Genomic DNA, 23,964 nt, shown 5'->3' with positions numbered 1-23,964 from the left:
GAACAGCAGTAGCCACAGCAGCAGCCGGAGCCGCAGAACACTGATCCGCCACAGCCGGAGCCGGTCGAGCAACCGCCGCCGAACAGCTTCAGGCATCTCTGGATTTGATGCCTCCAAATCCCCAACTCGAATCGTCGCCCGTGTCGTAGCGACGCCTCCGAACCCGTCGCGCCCCGGGTGGCACCGTAGGATCAAGAAGCATCCGATTGCCGCAGAGTTGGGCCAGACCATGGGCAGCCCCGGTCAATGAGGTGTCGAGTTCCTGATGGATGACGAATCCCAGTGGGAAAAGCGGACGCATACAGCTGCGGAATCTGCAACGGCGAGGCTTGAGTCAGTGGCGATTCGCGGGTTCCGTTCGCTAGCTAACGTCGAGTTGGAAGGATTGCGGGGCGTAACGGTTCTCATCGGCGCGAACGGTTCGGGCAAGTCAAACTTCGTTCGCTTCTTTGAGATGTTGGGTTGGATGCTGCGATCAGGCCGCCTTGAACAGTTCGTTAACCAATACGGCGGTGCCGACGACCAGCTGTTCATGGGGAACAAAGTGACGCCGCGAATGGATGCCGATGTTCGCCTCTCGACTTCAAAGGGACTGAACGAGTACTCGATCTCGCTCTCCTACGGTGCTCCCGATCGCTTCATCTTCAGCGACGAGCGCTGGCGATTCAGCGATCCGAAAAGAGGGACGGGGTTGGCCAAATGGATCTCGGTGGGCAGCGGTCATACTGAAGCGAGGATTGATGACGCCGCCAAGGGTCGCATTCCCGATCTCAAGCCGACGACGGCGCGTGTGGTCTGCAACCTGCTGAGGGATTGCCACACCTTTCAGTTCCACGACACCTCCCTAGGCGCCCCCATGAAGCGGCCATGGGACGCGAGCGACAACCGTTTGCTGCGCTCCGATGGCGGCAACTTGGCCGCTGTGCTACTTCGACTCTTGGAGGAGTACCCGGATCACTACGAGTGGGTCCAATGCAATATTCGACGCATCCTGCCCAACTTTGATCAGTTTCTCCTTGAGGAACGGAACGGCAAAGCGATCTTGAGGTGGCGCGCGGCGGAATGGGACAAGACTCTCGGCGCCCATCTGACCTCGGATGGGTCGCTGCGATTCTTCGCGTTGGTCACGCTTCTCAACCTTCCGTCCGACATGCTGCCCAAGGTGATGGTGCTCGATGAGCCAGAACTGGGCCTGCACCCTGCTGCTGTCTCGCTGATGGGGTCGATGATCGAAGCCCTCGCAGATCGGTGTCAGGTGATCGTGGCAACCCAGTCGCCGTTGCTTGTCGATGCATTCGATCTCAGCGAGATTGTGGTGATGGAACTGGAGAAGTCCGAGACGAAGGTGCGCCGCCTGAACCGAGCGGACTATGTGCGCTGGCTTGACGAGAACTACACGACGGGAGAACTCTGGCAGATGAACCTGCTCGGCGGTCGCCCGTGAAGCGGGTGGCTGTCGCGGTCGAGGGCGAAACCGAGGAAGAACTCGTCAAGCAGCTGTTGTCACCGCACCTCGCTGACCAGGGCATCTTGGTTGACCCGATCAAGCCATGGAGTCGAGGCGGAAACATCAACGTCGACCGGCTGGCGCCGCACATGGCGAAGCTGTCTTGGAACTACGACGCCGTGACCTCGTTGGTGGACTTCTACCGTTTCGGCCGGCTCGAGCCGGGCGAGACGGTTGACGACCTCACGGCGCGAATCGACGCGGCAATCGGCAACCACAGCCGGCGAGAGCCTCGTGCCACCCCGCAGTTCGCGTACGTCCAGCAGTATGAGCTTGAGGCGTTGCTCTTCTCGGACCCGAGTTCGTTCGGCGTCATTGCGGGCCTGCCAGCATCGGCAGTGGAGTCCCTCGGGCAGATTGCAGCTGGCTTCGGCACGCCCGAGGACATCAACGACGGCGACACGACTGCCCCGAGCAAGAGGGTCGAGCGCTGCTTCAAAGACCACGGGATGAAGTACGAGAAGCGGCTTCACGGCCCGGCGATTGCCAACGCGATCGGACTCGTGAGAATCCGTGAAGAGTGCCCTCGCTTCGACGGTTGGGTCGCTCGACTCGAAGCGTTGTAGGCCGTGGCGAGCGAGCTCGTGGAGCGGTTCGACGGCAAGAGCCGGCGCGCGCAGCAGATATTCGTAGCGGCGCTGCTGGTCATGGCGGCAGGGCTGGGCACGCTCGTCACGGCGGTCCCCGACGATGACCTGACGGGTACAGCCCGGTTGTGGGTCACGGTCCCGCTGGTCATGCCGTTCGCCGCTGCGTCGTGGATGTTCAGCCGTATGCGTTTGGAACTGCAGATCGACGATGGTGGCTTCACGGCCCGTGTCCGGCCGTTCCGCGGTCAGCGCGTGGATGCCCGAACGGTCGTGAGCGCAGAGATCGTCGAAGTGGAACCGTTCTGGGAGTTCGGCGGCTGGTGGCACAAGGGCCTGCGCAGCAATCGCCTGCTCGGTGGTACCGGCAGCACTGCCCTGCGCGTGACCTACGTGCACCAGGTCGGCGCTCGCGAGCCGAAAACCTGCCGCCTCACGCTCCTGACCGCCCACGCCGGCCACCTGCTCGATGCGCTGCAACGGGGTACGCCGAACCGAGCCTGAGCACGGAGCGCCGCCGGTAGAGTGAACCCAATCCTGCCCGCCTTTCTGGACGCTCCGGCTTGACTAGGAATGGCGGGCCTTTTCGTCGGTCGTCGTCTGCCGCCTCCGGCAAGCCGGGTCCTATTGGTGCCAATCCCACACGCCGGGTCACCTTGGCGCCGATCCCGCGATCCTCGGCCTCGGCACACAGGCTGTGGGCGCTCTCGGCCGAAACCGGCCCGCACCCCGCCGCCCCGACGTTCAAGCTGGGGGTGCTCTTGGGGCCGTGCTGTCACCCGTCGTCGGCGGCGTTGCAGGAGCACGCAGTTCGTAGCGGCTGGTGCAGGGCACTTGTTCGACGGTGTGGCCGTGGTGGTGGATTTTGTGGTGGCAGTCGTTGCAGACCAGCACGAGGTTGTCGTAGTCGGTGCGGCCGCCGTGCTGCCATTCGATGATGTGGTGCGCCCGGCAGTAGTCGGGCGACACGTCGCAGCCGATGCAGCCTTGGTCACGGAGTGCGAGCGCGGCACGCTGCAGTTCGGTGGCTGTGCGACGGCTGCGGCCCATGCGCAGGTCACCGGTTGCGTGGTTGAAGATCGCTGGTAGCACCTGTGCGTCTGCGGCGATGCGGCCGATCTCGCCGATGGGGATGGGGGTGCCGTCTGACAGGCGGGCGTTCGTGAGCTGGTGGTTCACTGCGTCGTAGTCAGCTACCACCAGCAGCGAGGTGCCCACGGGCCGTGCGGCGTCGGGCTCAAGGATCAGCATTGCGATCGAATCCGCGGTGCGCTGGGGGTGCGATGGCCGTGACTTGGGGTCTTCGTTGCTGTAGAGGCGCCGTTCTGTCGCGGCGATCACGGACGCCAGGCGAGCTCCGGTGACGGGGTCGAACTGGGCATTGAGCACCACCATGCCGTCGTGCCGGCTGGTGAAGATCTTCCCTGCGCGCGCTTGGCGCTGGCGCTCCAGCAGTGAGGCGCCGTCATCACTGCTCGCCTCAGCCTGATGTCGGGCGACGGTGCGGCGGAACTGGTCATACCCCTCGCGCTGAGCCCGCTCAGCCAGCCATGCCTCGTCGATGGGCCCCTCAGTCGATGCACGGGCGATCAGCTGAGCGTGCCCGTCGGGAATCGTGCCCTCCTCGAGACCGCTGCGAGTCGCGTCGAGGTCGCCGAGCGCCACGCTGAGCTTCACATCGCTGCGCGCCGCCCGCCCCGGGATTCTCAGTGTGTGCTTGGCCGTCTGTTCAGCCGTAGCGGTGTCAGTACGGCGCGTCAGCTCCCGCAGCGTCTCGCTGCGCAACGCCGCCAACGCCGACGTTGCCCGGCCGATCTCGGCCAGCCGTCGATGCAACGCAGCATCAGACAGCTCAGACACCGTCACCGCATCGGCCCGCACCTCGACACCGGCAGATGCCTCATGTGCCGTATCTGAAGCAGGGGAGTCGCCGCCGCCAGCCCGGTCGCCGCTGTCCGTTTCCATGAGAACAACCGTACGAAGGGGGTGTCACAAGTATCAAGCCGAGGCAGAGCCGAGGGCCGCGCTGCACGACAGCACGACCGCGGCGGATCGCCGCGGCGGCTGTCCATCCGGTGAGTTGATCGACCCTTCACCGATAGGGCGCGCGGCGTTGCCTGTGCGCCCGGGGCGCGATCTTGCGCACGGGCGCGGCCGCTGGTTATATCTGCTGCGTCGATTCGCCTGCGAGAGCGCTGGCGATTGCGTTGACGACTCGTTCCGCTACGTCGGCCGCATCACGGGCGTGGCTTGCAGTCAACTTTCTGGACGCAAAGTCGCCATATTCGGCGAGGGCGCGGTCCATTCGGATCTCGTTCGCTTCGACCAGATCACTCTCGTTGATCGTGCCTGCCAAATGGTGTCGGGCGTAGTCGAGAGTGATGCGATGAGTGCCTTCGCCTCGGCGCACGCGCAGCCCTCGAGCTGACATGTGGCCCGTCAGGGCCTTGCGGATGGCGTCGTGGCAGGCTGCTATGGCAAGCGTCGTGTCGCTCTCGGCGATTCTGCGGGCCGAATGGACGTGCCGCCTGGCGTCGTTGATGCGCTCGCCGGCGGCACCCATGTTCGCCGGCACTCGCTCCACGTCTCCGGTTGCAATCGCCTCCGCCAGCCAGTCAGCCATCGGGGCCTGCGTCGAGCGAGATCGGCACCAGCGGCTGCTCCCGGATGTGAGCAACGAACGGCTCCGCTTCTGGAGCACTCCAAGCACCCTTGTCGATCACAACAGGATTGATGTCTACTCGCAGGTGCTGCTCGACCTCGCGGCATTTTCTGCGGACTGACCGCAGCGGCACGTCGCCGACTACGACGACATCGACATCGTTCGGAAAGGGACCTGGCTCGCCTTCGAAGCGAGCGGCCCACGATCCGAACACAAACGCTTCATCGGCACCTTCCAGTCCGCTGAGCGCTTCTCCGAGGCGCCCCAGCACGCCGACGGTCTGCAACAGAATCGAGCGCAGCTCCGGCGCCCACGGGAGGCTCCAGTTAGGGCGCACCAGCCGGTTGCGGCCCAGAGCCCGCGTCTTCACGAGGCCGTGCTGTTCGAGACGAGCGACCTCGCGGCTCGCGGTAGCTTGCGCAACCTCAGCGCGCACGGCGAGTTCTCCCACAGTGAGTTCATCTCCAGTACCGCCGAAGAGGACACCGAGAATGCGCAGCTGCTGATCTGATCTGAACAGCGGCACCAGCGCCGGCGCTGACGTATTCACATTCTCAATCTTATCATCGAGTATGCGAATATTTAGGTCCGAACGTTGCCGCATTCAGTACGAGTGCGCGCCCACCGGAGCAGCGGTTCGCCACGGCGGGTGTCCCATGCAACTGGGGCTGGTGCTCAGGACTGCTGGCGCGAGTCGATGGTGCCGTTCAAGAGCAGGGCTTCGATGCGCGCGAGACGCTCGGCATGATCGAGCAGCACCGCACCGACCTCGGTTCGGAAGTCGTGCAGTTCGGTGCGCAGCGATCCGATCTCGTCTCGCATCTCGGTGCGCAGTGATCCGATCTCACCGTTGATCTCCTCTCGCAGCTCGGTTCGCACGGAGATGATGTCGGAGCGGAGCGTGTTGAACGCCGTGACCGCCGCGAGCGTCATGGACGCGATCAGCGCGGCGATGATCGTGATCGCGGCCGTCTGGCCGAGGAAGGGCCTGCGACTGCTGCTGCGATCACCGGCAGTCGGTGCCGGTTGTGTGCTGCCCGCGCCGCCATCGCGCCCGCCCGCCGACACTCGGGACTCGGCCGCACTGTCGGGGCCGTCTGTCTCGCTGGCCGTGTCTGTTGCAGCGGGCTGCTCCGGCACAGTCTGAATGGTAGCCATGCGCTCTCCTGCCGCTCGGCTCGCGATGCACCCCCGAAACGTAATGTCATCGGTTCGGCGCACCCGAATGGTTTTTGAGGTATCTCACGCCCGTCGCCGGAACTGAATCGCTGTGGTGGTGTTGCCGCTGCCGACGGCGGAGGACCGCGGCATGCCGCTATCGACCATCTCGGCCTTCGACCCGCTGCCTGTGCCGCAAACAGCCGATTCGGCAATACGCCGACGCGCTGTTCGGAAGGGTGGGCATGAGACTGCCCGACTGCGGTATCGGGCGATCGGTGGCCTGTAGATGTTGAGCACCTCTGAGCAATTTCACTCAATGCGAACCACTGGAGGCAGATCATCACGCGGTGGTCACCGTTCGTGTCACAGCCCCCGACTAAACCCTGACCAATGGTCCACGATGCCGCCTCAGATGCAAACCGACCTGCGCGGGTGCCCAGTTCCTCGCATCGGTATCGATCGACTCTCGCGGCGCGGTCCGATCTCACGGTAGAGGAGCTGTACCTGCGAGCGACAGGGTTCAGGCCGTATGGATTTCAGCGACGTGTTGCTGACAACGGACTTCCCGAGCTGCTTCAAGTTCCGACAGGCTGTGGCAAGACGGAAGCCGTTGGCCTGGGATGGCTCTATCGCCGCCGCATGCACCCGGATGCCCATGTCCGCGCTGCCACTCCCCACTGGCTTGTCGTTGCGCTGCCGATGCGAACCCTCGTCGAGCAGACCGCCGACCGATTCGAATCGTGGCTCAAGCGCCTCGGCATGGATGGTGACATCGCCCTTCACAAGGTTCAGGGTGGAGCTGGTTGGAGCGACGACGACTGGCGGTTCAGCCCTGATCGTGATGCTGTGTTCATTGGGACCATCGACATGCTGCTGTCCCGAGCTCTCAATCGCGGGTACGCCGATCGCCGGTGGCATTGGCCTATGGCATTCGGGGGGTTCAACAACGGAGCGCACTGGGTGTTCGACGAGATCCAGCTGATGGATGTCGCCACGCCCAACACCCGCCAGCTCCAGTCGTTCCGTGACTCTTTCGGCACGGCTCTACCGACGTCGAGCACGTGGATGTCTGCCACCGTGGATGAGCGGCTCCTGCGCACGGTAGATCGGCCTGACATCGGGCCCAAGATCGAGCTAGATGATCATGATCGCCGTGGTTTCCTCAGTCGCCGCTTGGATGCACTCCGGACGGTCTCAGAGATCACCTTGCCGGCGAAATGGCCGGAGCGAACTCTCGCGGAACAGCTGGTTGACCGCCACCAACCAGGCACCCTCACGTTGGCAGTGTTCAACACAGTGGACCGAGCGACAGCTGCCTGGAATGCGCTTAAAAAGCTCGGCCCAGATGCCGACCTGGTGCTCCTGCATTCTCGTTACCGGCCCGCCGACCGTGAGGCGCACACGGCTGCTGCGCTGTCCCCACCGGGTCTGGCGGGAAAGATCATTGTCAGCACGCAGGTTCTGGAAGCCGGCATCGATCTCTCGGCGACGCTCCTGTTCACCGAGTCTGCGCCGTGGCCATCGGTCGTGCAGCGTGCCGGGCGCTGCAACCGAGACGGCGCACGAGACGACGCTCAGCTGTTGTGGGTGATGCCGCCCAAGTCCCCGCCCTATGAGGAAGACGACGTGCACGAGTCGGTCGAAGCGCTTCGCTCGCTTGACGGGCAACGAGTGTCGACTACCCGATTGCAGAACGCTGACGTGCACACAGCCGATCGGATCACGCCGGTGATTCGGCGCAAGGATCTGATCGACTTGTTCGACACCACTCCAGATCTGAGCGGCAACGATGTCGACGTCGCCCGGTTCATTCGTGACCGAGACGATCGCACGGTCCTGGTGGCATGGCGCGAAATCGCCGACAATCAGCCGTCGGGGGCATCGCCGCGTAGAGATGAACTCTGCGGCGTGCCGATCGCCGAACTTGGGCAGTGGTTGCGGAAGGGCAACTCGGGGAAAGGCAATTCGGCATGGTTCCTCGACCACTTGGCTCGCGACCGCGACCAGCCTTGGGCGCGATGCACCGCTCGCGACCTGCGCGACGGGATCGAGGTGGTGCTCGACGCGAGCAAGGGGGGATATGACTCAGAAATTGGTTGGAATCCGAGGAGCGCCGAGCCGGTGGCCGTCGTCACACCACCTGACGCGCCATCGTTCAACGCGGGGTTGTCACCCGACGAGGACGTCGCGGTGGCTGACGAACCAGCGTCACTCGCTGATGCCTGGTATCCGCTGACCGAACATCTCATCGATGTCGAGCGCGAGTGCACGATGTTGCTTGAAGCGTTCGGAGCCAACGGCCTGAGTCCCGAGATGCACCGTGCCGCAATCGTCGCCGGACAGCTACACGACATCGGAAAAGCATCAGAGGTGTGGCAACAGGCGGCACTGGCAACCGTAAGCGCCGACGAGCGAGCTGGTCTCCAATCAGACGGCCCGTTTGCCAAGACGGGCAATCGCAGGCCATTGCGCTTCGATCCACCATTCTTCCGGCACGAGCTTGCGTCGGCGCTGGCTCTGATGAGTGAGGGTGCGTCCGCACTGGGTGACCACCGGGAAACTGATCTAGTGATCTACCTCGTTGCGTCTCACCACGGACGCATCCGTCTGTCGATCCGCCGGCCACCCGAAGAACTCGGCACCGATGATCGGATCGTTACCACGCTCGGCATTGCGCCCGGGTCAGCGCTGCCGGAGGTCGACCTTGGCGATCGGACGATTCCAAAGAGTCATCTCAGGATTCCAACAGGGCACGATCGGTATGAGCGACGCGCGCTCGCCTTGCGGGACCGTCCCGACCTCGGTCCGTTCCGCTTGGCGTTCCTTGAGATGGTCGTCCGCTGCGCGGATTGGCGGGCGAGCCGCAACGCAGGCCAAGCCCCATGAACACAGTCCATCTGCGCGGGTGCAGAGCCGAGCCCTTGCTGTCCTACCTGACAGGTCTCGGAGTCATCCGATTGGTCGGCGAGCAACTCGATCCAGATGCATCGGCCAGATGGGATGGCGATCATTTGGTCGTCTCCAGCTCGGAACTGAGCGAGACCAATCTCGTCGACTTCTTTGCTGAGGACTACAAACCCACTCCGGCAGTAGCCCCTTGGAACAGCGGGGGCGGCTTTCAGGATGCAGGCAAGCCCACCTCCCCATCCGCACAAAGAGTCGTCGAGAAGGTCAGAAACAGTGACTTGGCGCGGCTAGGCCCGTACCGCGAAGCGATAGTCGCCGCCGACGAGGCACGGCACAGGGCACGCCGACTCGGGCTGACCAAGGACGGCAAGGTCCTCAAGCAAGGTAAGGCGCAGCTCATTGAACTGTGCCGCGGTTCGTTTCCGGACGAAGCACTCGCGTGGCTGGATGCATCGGTGGTCCTGCTCGACGACGACATTCGCTACCCGTTGATTCTCGGCACCGGGGGCAACGTCGGCAGGATGGACCTCTCAGCCAATTTCTTGGAGCAGCTAGAGACAGCCGGGCTCTTGGAGGATTCACCGAATCAATCGGTACGGGGGCGCAATGACGCCCCCACGTCAAGAGCGCTTCTTCGTCATGCTCTGTTTCGAGTCGGCGAGGTTCAATTCGTTCCGAGCAGTACCAGCCAATTCGACCCGGGTGCCAAGGGCGGCCCAAACTCTTCCGCGTTCGGCGATGGCAAGGCTCTCTCGAACCCGTGGAGCTTTGTGCTGGGTATCGAGGGAGCCATGGTGTTCGCCAGCGCAGCTGCCCGGCGGCTCAGTGTCGAGAGCCAAACGGGCAGCAGCAAGGCCAGCATGCCCTTCACTGTCGATGCAACGGCTAGTGGCTATGGGTCAGCCTCGACAGGCGAGAACGTAAAGGGTGAGTTGTGGGCGCCGTTGTGGCGTAATGATCTGTCTCATCGTGAGATCGAGCACCTGATCTCAGAAGGGCGATCTCAGTGGGGCCGCAGTCAAGCTCGCTCGGGGCTTGATTTCGTCCGAGCCACGGCAACGCTCGGCGTTGATCGCTCCATTGATGAGTTTGTTCGTTATCTCATCGGCGTTAGGGATGGGCGGAGTCCGCTGGCAGTGCCGATCGGACGATTCAAGGTTCGCGACCGGGTGAGGCCCGAGGTCGATCTCTTGCGTCAACTCGATGGATGGGTCGGCAAGGCGCGACTCAACTTCAACAGGGTGCCTGCAGCCGTCAGGTCGGCACTGAACGCTGTGGAGCGGGAGCAGTTCGCGGTGTCGACGTTTGGCGGTGCCGTCCGTCTTCAGACGGTGCTTGCCGTGCTCGCCCAGACGGAACGAGCCGCGTCCCGGTCAGCCAAGTATCGGCAAGACCGACGTCTTGAGCCGATTTCGGGGCTCTCGGCCCGAGAGTGGGTGCCGACACTCAATGATGATTCCGTTGAGTTTCGGATCGCAGCAGGCCTTGCTTCGCTAAGCGATCGCATGTCTGCGGGGCGGCCCACCCCCGCGGAGGCTGTCGGTGGAAGCCTCATGACGCTTCTTCGTCCGGTCGTCCGGACTCGATTCGGTTTGGGCTGGGCGAACGGCGGGCCGAGGGTTCCGAACCTGGGCCGTCGCCCGCTGTTCGATGTCCTCAACGATGTCGTGGGTGCTCGCGCTGCTCTTGCGTGCTCCATGCAATCAGGAATCGAGGTTTCGGATCAAGTTGCAGGTCTGCCCTTCGCGTTCGACTATGGGCTTGGCGTTGACCTCGCCGACATCGGATGCCTCCTGCATGGGCAGGTCAACGAGGAACGCCTAGATGCGATTCTCAGCGGCTTGCTGCTTCTGGAATGGAAGGACTCGTTCAACGTCATCGGGCATGGTCTGGCTGTCCCTGATGATCCGGTCGCCCGATTTCATGCCGTGAGCGAGCCCGCCTATGTCGTGCTCGCCCCCTTCTTCGCCGGGCGGTTGCCGGTCGCACCGAGCGACGCAGAACCAAGACCCAACGGGTCAATCGCGGTACACCCGCGGCCCGAGTGGGTCGGAGCGGTCCGCACAGGACGTGCCCATGCCGCAGCACGAGCTGCTGCGCGACTACTGCGCGGGCGCGGCTGGAGGCTCATCGTCGACAGCTTCGAACGGTCCAACGTTGAGCGGGGCCGGTTGGCAGCGGCGCTGTTGCTGCACCTCGGCCGGGGCGACGGTGATCTGCGCCAGATTCGTTTTCTGCTCAACCACCAATGCACAGTCGGAACTCGCTGGATTGCGAGTCGAGAGAGTCAGGAGTCAAGCAATGAGCAAACGTGAAATGCACGCGATCGAGCTGAGGGCCGTGCCCTCGGATCGCTTTCAACCCACCGGCTTCCCAGACTTGGGAGCAGCCAAGTTCGAGAAGCCGGTCGGCAGCAGCGAATGGGTCGACGCCATCCTCGTTGAGTCCGCTCAGTCCATGGCGAATCGGTTCGAGGCCGTGGGCTGGAGTGAGGCACTCCAGGAGCCGGTATCGACGCTCAAGGGATTGCCATGGATCAAGGTCGTAGCCGAAGACGACGGTCGATACTTGACATCCAGCCGCACTGAGGCGCATCGGCTGGCTTCTGCGTTCGTCAAGGAATCGATGAATGCCAAGGGCGAGGACATGGTCACCAGCCTCGGCGGCCTTCTTGAGCTGTCTGACGATACCCCTCTCGCGGCGAACCGCATAGCTGCTGCCATCTTCGCCTTGGACCCTCTGTGCCTGATCCACGGTGTTTTCTTTGCCGACGCGAAATGGCCTGGCCAGCCCAAGGTTGCTCGCGCACTCACCGGCTTCATCGAGGCTGTCGATGTCAGAGAGGCCTACTCCGGAGGTGTGAAGCGAGATGATGTTCGGCACAAGATCGGCGAAGGGGACAGCGGATCCACCGAAGGGTACGGACACGTCCCGTACCACCGAACCGAGTACACCGCCCGGTCAATCACGCTGTATGTGTCGATCGACATAGGCCAGATCGAGGCATACGGCCTCTCTCCGGAGGCAACAAACCTGTTGCTCGCCGTGGCCCGCTGGGAGGTCCGCTCACTTCTCGACAGCGGACTGCGTCTACGCACAGCCTGCGAATTCGAACCGCGACACGACGACCAGACGATCGATCTCGCGGACAGCGAAACCCTGGCGTCGGAGATACGAACCCTCGTTGGCCCAGGAATCCCCGAGCTCCGAGACCTTGCTGAGCCTCCCCTGATCGTCCGGTGGTCAGATGGGAAGAAGCGCTCAAAGTGACCACGGTTCTCCGGCTGGAATTTCCGTGGGGCCGGTATCACGCCACGCCCTGGGGCCGCAATGTGAACGAAGGGCTGCCCGAGTGGCCCCCATCGCCATGGCGCATTCTTCGAGCGCTGGTCGCTTCGTGGAAGACCCGCTGTCCAAGTCTCCCAGCCGAGGATGTCGGAGCGGCCTTGGGTCAGCTCGCAGGTGCGCCAACGATTCACGTCCCGGCGATGAAGCCTGCCCACCTGCGCCATTACATGCCCCAGATCGCTCATCGTTCGGTTGGCAAGCGCTCCACGACGCTCACCTTCGACACGTTTGCGGTGATGAACCCCAGTGCGTCGATCTTCATCGAGTGGGACGCCGACATGGCGCCTTCGGCACTGAAGGCGCTCGACGAAATGGCACTCGGAATTCCATACTTGGGCAGGTCGGAATCGATCTGCAACGTGGCGTTGGTGCACCAAGTCGAGGATCGCGCCCCCGTCTCGTGGCGACCAGTAGCGAAGGACGATCCGACGGATGCCGAGATCCTGTGTGCCCAGCAGCCCCTCGAGTTGAGTGACCTGATGCAGAGCCCGGACATCGTCCGGAGGAACAGGCGACTGTTCCCTACAGGAAGCAGGCTTGTGCCCTATCGGAAGACCGACTCGGCAAGGACTCCGGCGACCGCCGATGACTGGCGACCGACACACGCGGCAGTGCGGTTCGCAGTTCACCCCCGACCTCGACCGACGCTCGCTGACGCGGTCGTTGCGGCCGAGTTGCTGCGACGCGCTTCACTCAGCAAGCACGGAGCCCCGTCCGCGACCCTCAGCGGCAAGCGGTCGACTGGGGAGCGGCAATTGGGCAGGCATGAACACGCCCATTACATTTCCCTTCCCGATCAAGACCGGGCGGGACCATCGTCGCCAATCGAATCGCTCCTCGTGTGGACACCTAGGCGGTTGAACGGAGATGAGTTCGCAGCGCTTGCCCAAATCCGATGGCTCCGCGCCGGCCGCGCCGTATCAGGCTTTCCAGACATCGCAATAGCAGTTCAGGGTTTTGGAGATGTAGATGAAGTCGCTCCCGAGATAGTCGGGCCATCGTCCGTCTGGGTCTCGTGCACTCCGTTCGCACCGGGAAGGCACCCCGGCAAGAGGATCACTTGGCCAGACCACGTAGCGGCCGAGGTCGAACGTGAACTAACGACGTACCGTGATTACCCGCCCCCGGTTTCCGTCGAAGTGATTGACGGGAACGCTCGAAGATTCCGCAGGTATCGCTTGCCGCCCAAGGAACGCTTGGCGAACAGCCGGTATGCCTCCATGGTCGAAATCCGATTTGCACATGCCGTCCGAGGCCCCATCGCCCTCGGCTCTTTGAGCCACTTTGGGCTCGGCCTCTTCAAGCCGATCGGGTAGATCCCTCGACGTGGCTGACGTACCTGAGCTCGTGCCGGCCCGGATGGTCAACGAGTTCGTGTACTGCCCGCGGCTGTTCTACCTCGAATGGGTCCAGGCCAGATTCGAGGACAACGCTGACACGGTGCACGGCCGCTATGTGCATCGCAACGTGGACAAGGGCGGCGGACGCATGGGTGAGTCGTCGGAGGACGATCCTGTTCGCGACGCTCGCTCTGTGCTCGCGAGTTCCGAGCGTCTGGGCCTCATTGCGAAGACGGACATCGTCGAGGGTTCCGACGGCAAGGTCGTGCCAGTGGAGGTCAAGCGGGGCCGACCGCCGAAGCACGGTCCCGCGTGGGAGCCCGAGCTGGTGCAGTTGGCCGCAATCGGGCTCATCTTGCGTGACAATGGCTACGACTGCGACCGGGGCCAATTCTACTTCGCCTCGTCACGCGAACGCACAACTGTTGAGTTCGACGACCGATTGGTTCACCGGACGCTCGACACAGTCGACCGTTTGCGCGAGGTCGCCGCTGCCGACGATCCGCCGCCGCCGCTGGTGGACAGCCCGAAGTGCCCGCGTTGTTCGCTGGTGGGTATCTGCCTTCCCGACGAGACCAATTTCCACACCGGGCGTGTCGAAGGGACGCCTCGACGCCTGACGCCTCGCGATTCGGCTGCACGGCCGCTGTATGTCGGCCAGCAAGGCGCCCGGCTCGGCATCAGTCAGCGTCGGGTTGAAGTGAAGGTCAACCGCGAGGTGGTCAGCAGCGAGCGCCTGATCGATGTCTCGCAGATCAATCTCACTGGCAACGTGCAGGTGTCCACTCAGCTTCTCCACGCAGCGTTCCGGGAGGACATCCCGGTGTGCTGGTTCAGCTACGGGGGATGGTTCCAAGGGATGGCCCACGGCCTGCCGTCCAAGCATGTGGAGCTGCGGCGGCGCCAGGTCGCGGTGGCAGCCCAAGCCGGCCTGCCGTTGGCGCGTCAGATGATTGTCGGCAAGATTCGCAACTCCCGAACTCTGTTGATGCGCAACTCTCGTGAACCGGTGGACTCAGCCGTCGCGCAGATGAAGGAGCTCACCGCGAAGGCTGCCGAGGCTGACTCGGTCGAGTCGCTGCTCGGGATCGAAGGCGCCGCCGCTCGCTCGTACTTCGGCAGCTTCGCAACGATGCTGAAAGACGACCGCCTCGGCACATTCGACTTCGATGGGCGCAACCGGCGGCCTCCCCGCGATCCCGTGAATTGCCTGTTGTCGTTCCTGTACGCCCTGTTGGTCAAGGACCTCACCGCGGTGGCGTTCTCGGTCGGCTTCGATCCCTACCTGGGCGTCTATCACCGGCCGAGATTCGGGAGACCGGCGCTCGCGCTCGATCTCGCTGAGGAGTTCCGCCCCATCATCGCTGAGTCCGTGGTGGTGAACGCCGTGAACAACGGCGAAGTGGCCGAGAACGGGTTTGTCATCCGAGCCGGGGGAGTGGCGCTGGAGCAGCCAGCGCGCCGAGCAGTCATCGCCGCCTACGAGCGGCGTCTCGACCACGAGGTCACTCACCCGACATACGGTTACAAGATCGCCTACCGTCGTGTGCTCGAAGTGCAGGCACGGATGCTCGCAGCAAGCATGCTCGGCGAGATCCCCGAGTACGTCCCCTTCATGACCAGGTAGAACCATGAGTGATCGACGTCGATACTTGGTCTCATACGACATCCGAGATCCGAAACGGCTGCGCAAAGTCCACAAGGCCATGAAGGCATACGGCTGGCCGATGCACTACAGCGTGTTCATCAGCGATCTAGACGGCATCGAGTTGATAGATCTCAAGTTCGAACTCGGCGAAGTGATCCACCATGGAGAAGATACAGTTGCGTTCATCGACCTAGGAATGCCAACAGAACGCGGCCGAGATTGCTTTGATTTTCTCGGAATAGCACCGCCACTGCCACAATCCGGACCGGTAATCGTCTGATGCGAGCGGTCCAGTCAGGCCCCAATTCCCGGGCAGCGCTCGCAGCCCTGAAATACGGGCCTGAAACGCACCTTGACAACAGAATCTCATGCTTCCCGAGCGCTCCTACACAGGGAGCGCTCGCAACTGCCCTCAAAACCGCTGGTCACAGCCGGTAGTTTTCGAGAGCTGTTTGGCGGGGAATATTCCCCGCCCTTCATTGCAGGAAGGGTATGACGTTGATGCGTCGGGTCAGCGGGTTTGGCGGGGAATATTCCCCGCCCTTCATTGCAGGGCCGTTGCAATCCTGCCCGTGTGGTCGCTGACCGGTAGTTTGGCGGGGAATATTCCCCGCCCTTCATTGCAGGCAGGTACTCGCGTGCGCGCTCGCACTGGCGGATCAGGTTTGGCGGGGAATATTCCCCGCCCTTCATTGCAGGGTGGACAGTAGGTCTCGAATCGGCAGCGCCCGGCTCGGCGCGTTTGGCGGGGAATATTCCCCGCCCTTCATTGCAGGGGGGGTGCCGATGTCGGCGAGGGCGCGGGCGGCTTCGGTTTGGCGGGGAATATTCCCCGCCCTTCATTGCAGGGGGCTGCGTCTCGACACCAGACAGGTCGATGTTCTCCGTTTGGCGGGGAATATTCCCCGCCCTTCATTGCAGGGCTGTCACTGCCAGCGTGCCCGGTCCGTACAGCCCGGTTTGGCGGGGAATATTCCCCGCCCTTCATTGCAGTTCGGTCGTGACGGCCAGCAGCGGGGCAAACTCCCACCAGTTTGGCGGGGAATATTCCCCGCCCTTCATTGCAGTCGCCACGCGCAGCACGAACCACGTCACCGCCAGGCCGTTTGGCGGGGAATATTCTCCGCCCTTCATTGCAGTGGGATAGGAGAGACATAATGACCATCAGACACCTAGGTTTGGCGGGGAATATTCCCCGCCCTTCATTGCAGCATGAGCCCACGGCGAATGAGGTAAAACGTGAGGCCGAGTTTGGTCGGTTATCTGGATCGGCCCTTCATTGAAGCGACGCTTTTTCTTGGCAAGTGCTAGAGCGTAAGCACGCTATGGCGCGTCACCCGCAGCGCCCTTCGTTGAGCGATGGCTAGCTATTCGGCGGGGAAGGGGAGCTGGAGCCACCAGGGGCGGCCGACGGGGTCGACTCGGGTCACCCATTTGACCCACCAGAAGCCGCGCCTGCCGGGTGCGATCAGCCGCACCGGGGCGCCGTGGCCTCGGCGCAGGGGTTCACCGCCGTAGCCGACGGCCAGGTACAGGTTGGCTGCGTCGCGGGCGGGGAACAGGCGGCTGTAGCCGGTCAGCGAGGTGACTTCCAACGTGGGCGCGTCGGTGTCACCTAGCAGCTCGGCCAGCGGCACTGCATCCCACGACTGGCGGCTCCACCATCCTCCGGTGCAGTCGAGGTCGGCTTGCACCGGCGCAGCTTGGTCGTACAGGGTCTCGAGCTTCACTGGTTGGCCGGCGACGGTGAGTTCCCAGTCCGACACTGCCACCCGGGGTGTCCTGTCGTTGAGCCACATGGTCGTCGGCATCTCTGCGGGCGTGAACGAAGCGATCTCGTGCGAGCCGGTGAATCGTCGGTTGTCGCCCACCACCAGCTGCTGGATCCAGTAGGCCGCGCCCGCGGCCGCCAATGCAATGCTCCCGCCGATGAACGCCCTGCGGTCGAGGTCGGCGATGCCGGGACGGCCCGGCCGGCTGACGATGTGCCACACCAGCAGCGGGGCCACGAACGCGACCAGCAGGACGTGGGTCCACAACGCCGACCAGTAGCCCACGCCGTGCCACAACCCGGTTGCGTGCAACACCCCGAGCACGACGGTCGCAACGACGAGAGCTCCGAGCAGCATCGACAGCCATCGGCTGGCACGGCGGCGCTTCAGGCCGGTGCGCACCGAGCCGCGGAGTTTGGCGGGGGCCAGCGCCAGCAGGCTCAGGCCGGCGAGGGCGTGCGTGACGGTCAGCCAGCGGCCCCAGCCGGTGCCCACCGCCCACGACGCCAGACCCGTCCCGACCGCGACGATCGCCGCAGCAGCCAAGAGCACATCGACCTGCCGGGCGGTGAGCCACGGGCCGCGTTTCACATCATGTCGATCTGAGATGGCCGACCGGGGTGGCGGCAGCGAGCCCGCCGCCACCCCGAATCGGTCTGGTGGGCGTGCGAGCGGCTACTCGCCGCCCTCGAGCAGCACGACCGGGATCCGCTCCCAGTCGTCGCCCACGACATCGACGCCGGCGTCCCGCAGATTCGCCACCGCCGCCTCGGCGATGTCGGTGCGGTAGGCACCCTCATCGGGCTCGGCAGCCAGGATGCCCTCGCTGGTGGCCACCTCGACGGTCTGCGCCCACAGGTCAGCATCCATGATGCCCGCACCCAACGGCGACGGCCAGATCAGCGCGCTGATCTCGTTCATCTGCCATGTCTGGTGCGACTGGCCCAGCGTCGGGACATTGTCGAGCACGATCTGCACACACTCTTCGGCGTTGTCCCGGCAGTGGATCCAGCCACGCAGCGACGCTTCCACGAACCGGACCGCCGCGTCGTAGTACGCAGGATCGTCATCGAGGCGGTCGGCGTCGGCCCACAGGGCGTCCTGGAGCATCGCCGTGCCCTCGTCGTTCCAGTCGATGATGTTGAGATCGGACGGCTGGTAGAGCTCGCCGGTGGCAGGGTTGATCGTCTCGAGCACTTGCGCGTACTCGTTGTAGATCATGGCCTGCGCCGCGTCGATCTCTCCGGAGATCAGCGCCAGCATGTCGAAGTTCTGCTGCACGAGCTGGATGTCGGAATCCGGATCCAGCCCGCTGCGGCGCAGCCCAGCCAGCAGCTCGAATTCGTTGCCGAATCCCCAGTTGCCCACGGTGCGGCCTTCGAGGTCCGCCACCGAGTTGATGCCGGAGTCAACAAAGGACACCTGCAAGGTGGCGCTTCGCTGGAACACCTGGGCGATGTTGGTGATGTTGGCGCCCTCTTCTCGTGGCACAAGGCCCCTCGGCACCCACGAAACTGCGAATTCCGCGGCACCCGAGTCGAGCACTGAGGCCGGCACGATGTCGACGCCGCCCTCGAGGATGGTCACGTCGAGCCCGACGTCTTCGTAGAAGCCGAGCGCCTGCGCCGCGTAGTACCCGGCGAACTGTGCCTGCGTGAACCACTGCAACTGCAGCGACACTTCGGAGATGGGCTCGAATTCGGGCTCATCTGCGTCGTCGCCGCCGGTGCACGCCGCGGCTAGCAAGCCGAGCGCCAGCAGCGGCGCCAGCGTCCGGATCAGTGTTTTTCTTGCCTTCATATTTTCCCCCCGTGTTGGGATTCCCAATGGGCGCTCACGCCCAAGGTCAAGGTCATGTCGCCCTCCTTGCTGCGAAATACCACGGCATGACGAGCCGTTCGAGCACGACAGCGATGGCGTAGAGGCCGATGCCCACCAGCGAGCCGGCCAGAACGGCCGCCCAAGCGTCGTCGTAGCGGGTCAGGCCGGCCGAGTTGGTGATGATGTTGCCCAAAGCGTCCTGGCGGCCGCCGAAGTACTCGGCCACGATGGCGGCGATTACCGCGAGCGACGTGGCGAGCTTCAACGCGGTGAAGAAGTACGGCATCGCGTTCGGAATGCGTACCTCGCGCATGATCCGCCACTTGCCAGCGCCGTACGACTCCATGAGCTCGATCTGGCTGGGCTCGACCTGCCCCAGCCCCCTGGTCGTGTTGATGAAGACCGGGAAGAAGACCAGCACCACGACGACCGCCTGGTTGGAGCGGGGCGACAGGATCCCGAACCAGGCGTTGAAGATGGGCGCCAGGGCGATGATCGGCACCGCATTGACTGCCACGGCCAGCGGCGTCAGGGTCTCGTGGGCCGAGCGGAAGGCCGTCACGAGCACTGCCGCCAATGCACCCACCACCACGCCGGCGATCAAGCCGGTGACGATGATGAATCCCGTGATGCCCGTCGCAGTCGAGATCGTGTCGAAGTCGCCGAACAGGGCGCTGACGATGCGTGAGGGCGGCGGCAGCACGAAGCCGTCGGGGTTCAGCACGGCCAGCAGGGCTTCCCAGCCGCCGAACATGATCGCCGCTGCCACCACCGGGGGCAGCCATGCGCGCAGCACAGCCTTTGCGGCGGTCATGAGGCGTGGTCTCCTCGCAGCGCGTTGCGCACTGCGGTCACGTTGGCGAAGTATTCCGGATGGTCGCGCGTGGCCTCGCTGCGCTCACCTAGGTCGGTGTCGATGATCGCTGAGATCCTGCCCGGCCGGGGCGACATCACCACGACCCTCGTGGACAGGAACACCGCCTCGCTGATGGAGTGTGTCACGAAGATCACCGTGGTCTGGGTCTCCGTCCAGATCCGCAGCAGCTCGTTCTGCATGTGCTCGCGGGTCATTTCGTCGAGTGCGCCGAACGGTTCGTCCATCAGCAGCAGCTTCGGATCGAACGACATCGCTCGGGCGATGGCGACGCGCTGCTGCATGCCACCCGACAGCTCCGCCGGATGGTGCCGCGCGAATTCGCTCAGCTTCACCAGGTCCAGCATCTCGGCCGATCGCTGCCGCCGGTCGGCCGCTTTCCAGCCCATCAGCTCGAGCGGCAGTTCGATGTTGCGCGACACGTTGCGCCAGTCGAACAGACCGGCCCGCTGGAACACCATCGAGTAGTCGCGATCGAGCCGGGCCCGGTCTGCCGTCTTGCCGTTGACGCTGACAGATCCGTCGGTCACGTCGGTCAGCGCGGCGATCAGCCGCAGCAAGGTGCTCTTGCCGCAGCCCGACGGGCCGATCAACGTCACGAACTCTCCCGAGGCGATGCGCAGATCGATGCCGGTCAGCGCATTCACCTCGTTGGACCGACCCGGGTTGAACACCTTGCCCACGCCGTCCAACTCGACGGCTGCGACATCGGGCGCGATGTCGCCGTCGGGGCCCTTCGCGTCGGGGGCATCGCTCATGGGCCCGCGCCGTTCATGTCCCGTACTGCCCATGTGCCGGCTCACGGCCCTTGCGTCCCACCAGCGCGTACTCCACCGTCGAGATCACCACGAACACGAAGATGCCCAACGCAGCCGCGCCGAGCACAGCGACATAGAGGCGCTCGGGTCCGGTCGTGTAGCGCTGGGCTTCGAGCAGCACCCGGCGGCCGAGCCCGCCCTTCACCCCAGCGGAGATCTCGCCGACGATGGCGCCCACCACGCTTGCGGTCGCCGCGATCTTGAACGCAGCGAACAGGTATGGCAGCGATGCCGGCAGGCGAAGCCGCCACAGGGTCTGCCCCCAGGGCGCGGCGTAGGAATCCATCAGCTCGAGGTTCTCGGGCCGGGGCGATTGCAGGCCCCGCAGGCCGTTGATCGTCACCGGGAAGAACGTCAGGTACGTGGCGATGATCGACACCGACATCCAGTCCTGCCATTCGAATGGCAGGAAATCGAAGCTCTTGCGTCCCCAGATCACGATGATGGGAGCGATCGCGATCAGCGGGATCGTTTGGCTGGCGATGACGTGGGGCACCAGCGCTCGCTCCAAGCGCCCTGAGGTGGTGAGCGCGATGGCGATGCACAGACCCACCACGACCCCGATCGCGAAACCAACCGCTGCCTCCCGCAGTGTGAACGCTGCCTCGGAGGCGACGATCGTCCAGAAGGGATCGCCTGTGCCTCGCGGCTCCTCGAAGATCCCGGCGAGTATGTCAAGCACCGGCGGCATCTTGAGGTCGGTGGTCTCCGGCAGGAACGACCCGATCAGCAGCCATCCTGACTGGGCATCGTCAATGGCGGTACCGAACGCCTTGTAGGCGGTGTACGCCAAGCCCAGCAGGCACACGAAAACTGCCAGTACGACGACCTGGCGAACGATGCGGCGGGTACGTGCGCGACGACGCTCGCGCGCAGCCTGCAGGCGGATGAACTGGTCGCGGACGATCAGGTCGTCGCTCTCCCGCGGGCCAGCTCCCGGGGAATGCGCCGGGGAAGGTGCCGGTGATTGCGATGCGGGAGCGGTCTCTGCTTGCACGGCTCGCCAGTCAGGTCGCGAGCGCCGGAATGATCCGCTGGCCGTAGGCGTCCAGGGTTTCGTCGGGGGCGTCATGCATGAGGTAGATGGCGAACTGGTCGACGCCCAGGTCGCGCAGCTCGCCGAGCCGGGCTACGTGATGATCCGCGTCGCCGAGAATGCAGAACCGGTCGATTACCTCATCGGGCACGAAGTCGGTGTGGACGTTGCCGGCCTTTCCGTGTTCGGCGTAGTCGTAGCCCTCGCGCCCAGCGATGTAGTCGGTGAGGGCTTGGGGCACCGCGCCCCCGGTGTCGCCGTATCGCTCGACGAGATCGGCCACGTGGTTGCCCACCATGCCGCCGAACCAGCGGCACTGGTCGCGTTGGTGGGCGACGTTGTCACCCACATAGGCCGGCGCCGCCACACAGATGTACAGATCATCGGGGTTGCGCCCGGCATCAGCCGCGGCACGGCGGACGGCGGCGACGGTCCACTCGGTGATCTGGGGGTCGGCGAGCTGCAGGATGAACCCATCGGCCTGCTCGCCGCAGAGCCGTAAGGCCCGCGGTCCGTACGCCGCCATCCAGATGTCGAGCCGGCTGCCCGACGACCACGGGAGCTGCTGACGTGTGCCGTTGTAGGTGACCTCGCGGCCCTCGGCCAATCCCTTGATGACCGTCATCGACTCCGACAGCGTGGCCAGGCTGGTGGGGCGGTGGCCCAGCACCCGCATGGCCGAGTCGCCCCGGCCGATGCCGCACACCGTCCGGTTGCCGAACATGTCGTTGAGCGTGGCGAACAGCGATGCCGTGACCGTCGGGTTCCGGGTGCCCGGATTGGTGACCATCGGGCCGACAATCATGCGGTTCGTGGCCGACAGCATCTGGCTGTAGATCACGTAGGGCTCTTGCCACAGCACGTGGCTGTCGAAAGTCCACCCGTAGTCGAACCCCAGCGTCTCGGCTCGCTGGGCGAGGTCCACCACTCGCCACGCGGGCGGATCGGTCTGAAGAACAACGCCGAAATCCATGTTCTCAGTCCCCCGATCCGTTCCGCTGCCCGAACGCTCCGTTGCGTCGGGCCATGGTGTTGCCCCCTACTGCAGGTACTGGCAGAGACCCCGGCGCAGGTACTGGCCGTCGCCGGCGCGCCCCAGGTACTGGTTGTCGTCGATGATCTTGCGACCCCGAGAGAACACCGTGTCGACATGTCCTGTCACCTCGACCCCTTCATAGGCCGAGTGGTCGATGTTCATGTGGTGGTTGTCGACGCTGATCGTCCACTGCTTGTCGGGGTCGTAGATGACGACGTCGGCATCTGAACCCGCGGCGATGATCCCCTTGCGCGGGTACATGCCCATCATGCGAGCCGGGGTGGTGGCGCACAGCTCGATCCAGCGAGCCAGGCCGATCTCACCGGTCACCACGCCTTGGTAGATCATGTCCATGCGGTGCTCGACGCCGCCGATGCCGTTGGGGATGGCCCGGAAGTCGTTGAGCCCGAGCTCCTTCTGCTCCTTCATGCAGAACGGGCAATGGTCGGTGGACACGACGGCCAGATCGTTGGTCCGTAGCCCCTTCCACAGGGTGTCCTGGTGGCCGTCTGCCCGGGAGCGAAGCGGCGTGGAGCACACGTAGGCGGCGCCCCCGAAGCCGGGCCGGTCGAGGTGGTCCTCCAGGCTGAAATGCAGGTACTGCGGGCAGGTCTCCGCGAACACGTTCATGCCTGCGTTGCGTGCCAGCGCCACCTGCTCGAGGGCCTCCGCGGCGGAGAGGTGCACGATGTACAGCGGGGCCGCGCCCACCTTGGCCAGCTGGATGGCCCGGTGAGTGGCTTCGGATTCGAGCTCGGGGCGGCGCACGTAGCCATGGGTGACCGGCGAGGTCTCGCCGCGCTCGAACGCCTGGTCGGCCAGCACGTCGATGGCCAAGCCGTTCTCGGCGTGCATCATGATCAGCCCGCCGTTGCCGGCCGCTTGTTGCATTGCTCGCAGGATCTGCCCGTCGTCGGAGTAGAAGACGCCCGGGTACGCCATGAACAGCTTGAAGCTCGTGATGCCCTCATTGACCAGCAGGTCCAGCTCCTTCAGCGAGTCATTGTCGACGCCGCCGACGATCATGTGGAAGCCGAAGTCGATCGCGCAGTTGCCCTCAGCTTTGGCCATCCACTCATCGAGGCACTCGCGCACGTTCTCGCCGTAGCGCTGCACGGCGAAGTCCACAATGGTGGTGGTGCCGCCCCACGCCGCGGCTCTCGTGCCCGTCTCGAACGTGTCCGAGGCATAGGTGCCGCCGAAGGGCAGCTCCATGTGCGTGTGGACGTCCACGCCGCCTGGCACCACGAGCCGTCCGGTGGCGTCGATGACCTCAGCGCTCTGCTCGGCTGCGACAGCGATGTCGCTGCCGGGTTGCAACACGGCAGCGATCTGCTCGCCGTCGATAAGTACCTCGGCCGGATCCGCGCCGGTCGAGCTGACAACGGTGCCCCCCTTGATCATCGTCGTCATCTTCGTGGTCCCCCTCGGTCGCGATCTGTGAAAC

The 23,964-nt window shown here is 64.4% G+C and carries 20 protein-coding genes and 1 CRISPR repeat array; of the genes, 9 read left to right on the top strand and 11 right to left on the bottom strand.

Features of this window, described 5'->3' with window-relative positions:
• The first annotated feature begins 265 nt into the window (after positions 1-265).
• From ACOGI8_RS14065 to ACOGI8_RS14055, 3 genes are read left to right on the top strand one after another with little or no spacing between them, the layout of a single operon-like run.
• Positions 266-1,444, top strand: coding sequence for an AAA family ATPase (locus tag ACOGI8_RS14065; protein ID WP_419854417.1), 1,179 nt, complete (start codon positions 266-268; stop codon positions 1,442-1,444).
• Positions 1,441-2,073 (top strand): DUF4276 family protein, encoded by a 633-nt coding sequence (locus ACOGI8_RS14060; RefSeq protein WP_419854416.1) that lies wholly within the window; start codon positions 1,441-1,443, stop codon positions 2,071-2,073. Before ACOGI8_RS14065 ends, ACOGI8_RS14060 begins: the two co-directional genes overlap by 4 nt.
• A gap of 3 nt (positions 2,074-2,076) precedes the next feature.
• Complete coding sequence (locus tag ACOGI8_RS14055) at positions 2,077-2,598, top strand: hypothetical protein (RefSeq protein WP_419854415.1); 522 nt, start codon at positions 2,077-2,079, stop codon at positions 2,596-2,598.
• 240 nt (positions 2,599-2,838) lie between these two features.
• Here the strand turns inward: ACOGI8_RS14055 and ACOGI8_RS14050 are convergent, their stop codons facing one another.
• From ACOGI8_RS14050 to ACOGI8_RS14035, 4 genes are all read right to left on the bottom strand, one after another.
• Positions 2,839-4,059 (bottom strand): HNH endonuclease, encoded by a 1,221-nt coding sequence (locus ACOGI8_RS14050; RefSeq protein WP_419854414.1) that lies wholly within the window; start codon positions 4,057-4,059, stop codon positions 2,839-2,841.
• Positions 4,060-4,255: 196 nt separating this feature from the next.
• Entirely contained in the window at positions 4,256-4,717 is a 462-nt protein-coding gene (locus tag ACOGI8_RS14045) for a HEPN domain-containing protein (protein ID WP_419854413.1), read from the bottom strand.
• On the bottom strand, positions 4,710-5,306 hold the full coding sequence (locus ACOGI8_RS14040) for an ArsR/SmtB family transcription factor (protein WP_419854412.1): 597 nt from the start codon (positions 5,304-5,306) through the stop codon (positions 4,710-4,712). Before ACOGI8_RS14040 ends, ACOGI8_RS14045 begins: the two co-directional genes overlap by 8 nt.
• Before the next feature lie 125 nt (positions 5,307-5,431).
• Positions 5,432-5,896 carry a hypothetical protein gene (locus ACOGI8_RS14035; protein ID WP_419854411.1) on the bottom strand — a complete coding sequence of 155 codons (465 nt, stop codon included), beginning with the start codon at positions 5,894-5,896 and terminating at the stop codon, positions 5,432-5,434.
• 411 nt (positions 5,897-6,307) lie between these two features.
• On the opposite strand from ACOGI8_RS14035, the gene ACOGI8_RS14030 reads away from it, so the two are divergent.
• From ACOGI8_RS14030 to cas2, 6 genes are read left to right on the top strand one after another with little or no spacing between them, the layout of a single operon-like run.
• Positions 6,308-8,803 carry a CRISPR-associated endonuclease Cas3'' gene (locus ACOGI8_RS14030; protein ID WP_419854410.1) on the top strand — a complete coding sequence of 832 codons (2,496 nt, stop codon included), beginning with the start codon at positions 6,308-6,310 and terminating at the stop codon, positions 8,801-8,803.
• Entirely contained in the window at positions 8,800-11,139 is a 2,340-nt protein-coding gene (gene csx17 / locus ACOGI8_RS14025; protein WP_419856417.1) for a type I-U CRISPR-associated protein Csx17, read from the top strand. The genes ACOGI8_RS14030 and csx17 overlap by 4 nt, the downstream gene beginning before the upstream one ends.
• Positions 11,126-12,094: a type I-U CRISPR-associated RAMP protein Csb1/Cas7u gene (gene cas7u / locus ACOGI8_RS14020; RefSeq protein ID WP_419854409.1), complete on the top strand. Its 969-nt coding sequence runs from the start codon at positions 11,126-11,128 to the stop codon at positions 12,092-12,094. The genes csx17 and cas7u overlap by 14 nt, the downstream gene beginning before the upstream one ends.
• Positions 12,064-13,488, top strand: a complete 1,425-nt coding sequence (gene csb2, locus ACOGI8_RS14015; protein ID WP_419854408.1) for a type I-U CRISPR-associated protein Csb2 — start codon at positions 12,064-12,066, stop codon at positions 13,486-13,488. The genes cas7u and csb2 overlap by 31 nt, the downstream gene beginning before the upstream one ends.
• A 10-nt stretch (positions 13,489-13,498) precedes the next feature.
• A complete protein-coding gene (gene cas1, locus ACOGI8_RS14010) occupies positions 13,499-15,139 on the top strand; it encodes a CRISPR-associated endonuclease Cas1 (protein ID WP_419854407.1) in 1,641 nt (546 codons plus the stop codon).
• A 4-nt stretch (positions 15,140-15,143) separates the two neighbouring features.
• Positions 15,144-15,440 (top strand): CRISPR-associated endonuclease Cas2, encoded by a 297-nt coding sequence (gene cas2, locus ACOGI8_RS14005; protein ID WP_419854406.1) that lies wholly within the window; start codon positions 15,144-15,146, stop codon positions 15,438-15,440.
• Positions 15,441-15,610: 170 nt separating this feature from the next.
• Positions 15,611-16,372: direct repeats of the CRISPR family, unit length 36 nt; unit sequence GTTTGGCGGGGAATATTCCCCGCCCTTCATTGCAGG.
• Positions 16,373-16,527: 155 nt separating this feature from the next.
• Here the strand turns inward: cas2 and ACOGI8_RS14000 are convergent.
• The 7 genes from ACOGI8_RS14000 to hydA form a co-directional block, all read right to left on the bottom strand.
• A complete protein-coding gene (locus tag ACOGI8_RS14000) occupies positions 16,528-17,523 on the bottom strand; it encodes a molybdopterin-dependent oxidoreductase (RefSeq protein WP_419854405.1) in 996 nt (331 codons plus the stop codon).
• A gap of 84 nt (positions 17,524-17,607) precedes the next feature.
• Entirely contained in the window at positions 17,608-18,732 is a 1,125-nt protein-coding gene (locus ACOGI8_RS13995; RefSeq protein ID WP_419854404.1) for an ABC transporter substrate-binding protein, read from the bottom strand.
• 52 nt (positions 18,733-18,784) lie between these two features.
• Positions 18,785-19,567, bottom strand: a complete 783-nt coding sequence (locus tag ACOGI8_RS13990; protein ID WP_419854403.1) for an ABC transporter permease — start codon at positions 19,565-19,567, stop codon at positions 18,785-18,787.
• Positions 19,564-20,385, bottom strand: coding sequence for an ABC transporter ATP-binding protein (locus ACOGI8_RS13985; RefSeq protein ID WP_419854402.1), 822 nt, complete (start codon positions 20,383-20,385; stop codon positions 19,564-19,566). Before ACOGI8_RS13985 ends, ACOGI8_RS13990 begins: the two co-directional genes overlap by 4 nt.
• 13 nt (positions 20,386-20,398) lie before the next feature.
• On the bottom strand, positions 20,399-21,442 hold the full coding sequence (locus ACOGI8_RS13980) for an ABC transporter permease (RefSeq protein ID WP_419854401.1): 1,044 nt from the start codon (positions 21,440-21,442) through the stop codon (positions 20,399-20,401).
• A 10-nt stretch (positions 21,443-21,452) separates the two neighbouring features.
• Entirely contained in the window at positions 21,453-22,454 is a 1,002-nt protein-coding gene (locus ACOGI8_RS13975) for a TIGR03842 family LLM class F420-dependent oxidoreductase (protein ID WP_419854400.1), read from the bottom strand.
• A gap of 66 nt (positions 22,455-22,520) precedes the next feature.
• Positions 22,521-23,930, bottom strand: coding sequence for a dihydropyrimidinase (gene hydA / locus ACOGI8_RS13970; RefSeq protein WP_419854399.1), 1,410 nt, complete (start codon positions 23,928-23,930; stop codon positions 22,521-22,523).
• Between the last annotated feature and the right edge of the window lie 34 nt (positions 23,931-23,964).

This window comes from Candidatus Poriferisodalis sp. (assembly GCF_965204195.1).
GTDB lineage: Bacteria > Actinomycetota > Acidimicrobiia > Acidimicrobiales > Poriferisodalaceae > Poriferisodalis.
This window is presented reverse-complemented; position numbering and strand designations above follow the sequence as displayed.

What these genes read in the sequence shown, in the direction of transcription:
- cas2 (WP_419854406.1), top strand. Translation starts at nt 15,144, where the DNA reads ATGAGTGATCGACGTCGATACTTGGTCTCATACGACATCCGAGATCCG.
- ACOGI8_RS14030 (WP_419854410.1), top strand. Translation starts at nt 6,308, where the DNA reads ATGGTCCACGATGCCGCCTCAGATGCAAACCGACCTGCGCGGGTGCCC.
- cas7u (WP_419854409.1), top strand. Translation starts at nt 11,126, where the DNA reads ATGAGCAAACGTGAAATGCACGCGATCGAGCTGAGGGCCGTGCCCTCG.
- ACOGI8_RS13985 (WP_419854402.1), bottom strand. Translation starts at nt 20,385, where the DNA reads ATGAGCGATGCCCCCGACGCGAAGGGCCCCGACGGCGACATCGCGCCC.
- ACOGI8_RS13990 (WP_419854403.1), bottom strand. Translation starts at nt 19,567, where the DNA reads ATGACCGCCGCAAAGGCTGTGCTGCGCGCATGGCTGCCCCCGGTGGTG.
- hydA (WP_419854399.1), bottom strand. Translation starts at nt 23,930, where the DNA reads ATGACGACGATGATCAAGGGGGGCACCGTTGTCAGCTCGACCGGCGCG.
- ACOGI8_RS14065 (WP_419854417.1), top strand. Translation starts at nt 266, where the DNA reads ATGGATGACGAATCCCAGTGGGAAAAGCGGACGCATACAGCTGCGGAA.
- csx17 (WP_419856417.1), top strand. Translation starts at nt 8,800, where the DNA reads ATGAACACAGTCCATCTGCGCGGGTGCAGAGCCGAGCCCTTGCTGTCC.
- ACOGI8_RS14045 (WP_419854413.1), bottom strand. Translation starts at nt 4,717, where the DNA reads ATGGCTGACTGGCTGGCGGAGGCGATTGCAACCGGAGACGTGGAGCGA.
- ACOGI8_RS13995 (WP_419854404.1), bottom strand. Translation starts at nt 18,732, where the DNA reads ATGAAGGCAAGAAAAACACTGATCCGGACGCTGGCGCCGCTGCTGGCG.
- ACOGI8_RS13975 (WP_419854400.1), bottom strand. Translation starts at nt 22,454, where the DNA reads ATGGATTTCGGCGTTGTTCTTCAGACCGATCCGCCCGCGTGGCGAGTG.
- ACOGI8_RS14050 (WP_419854414.1), bottom strand. Translation starts at nt 4,059, where the DNA reads ATGGAAACGGACAGCGGCGACCGGGCTGGCGGCGGCGACTCCCCTGCT.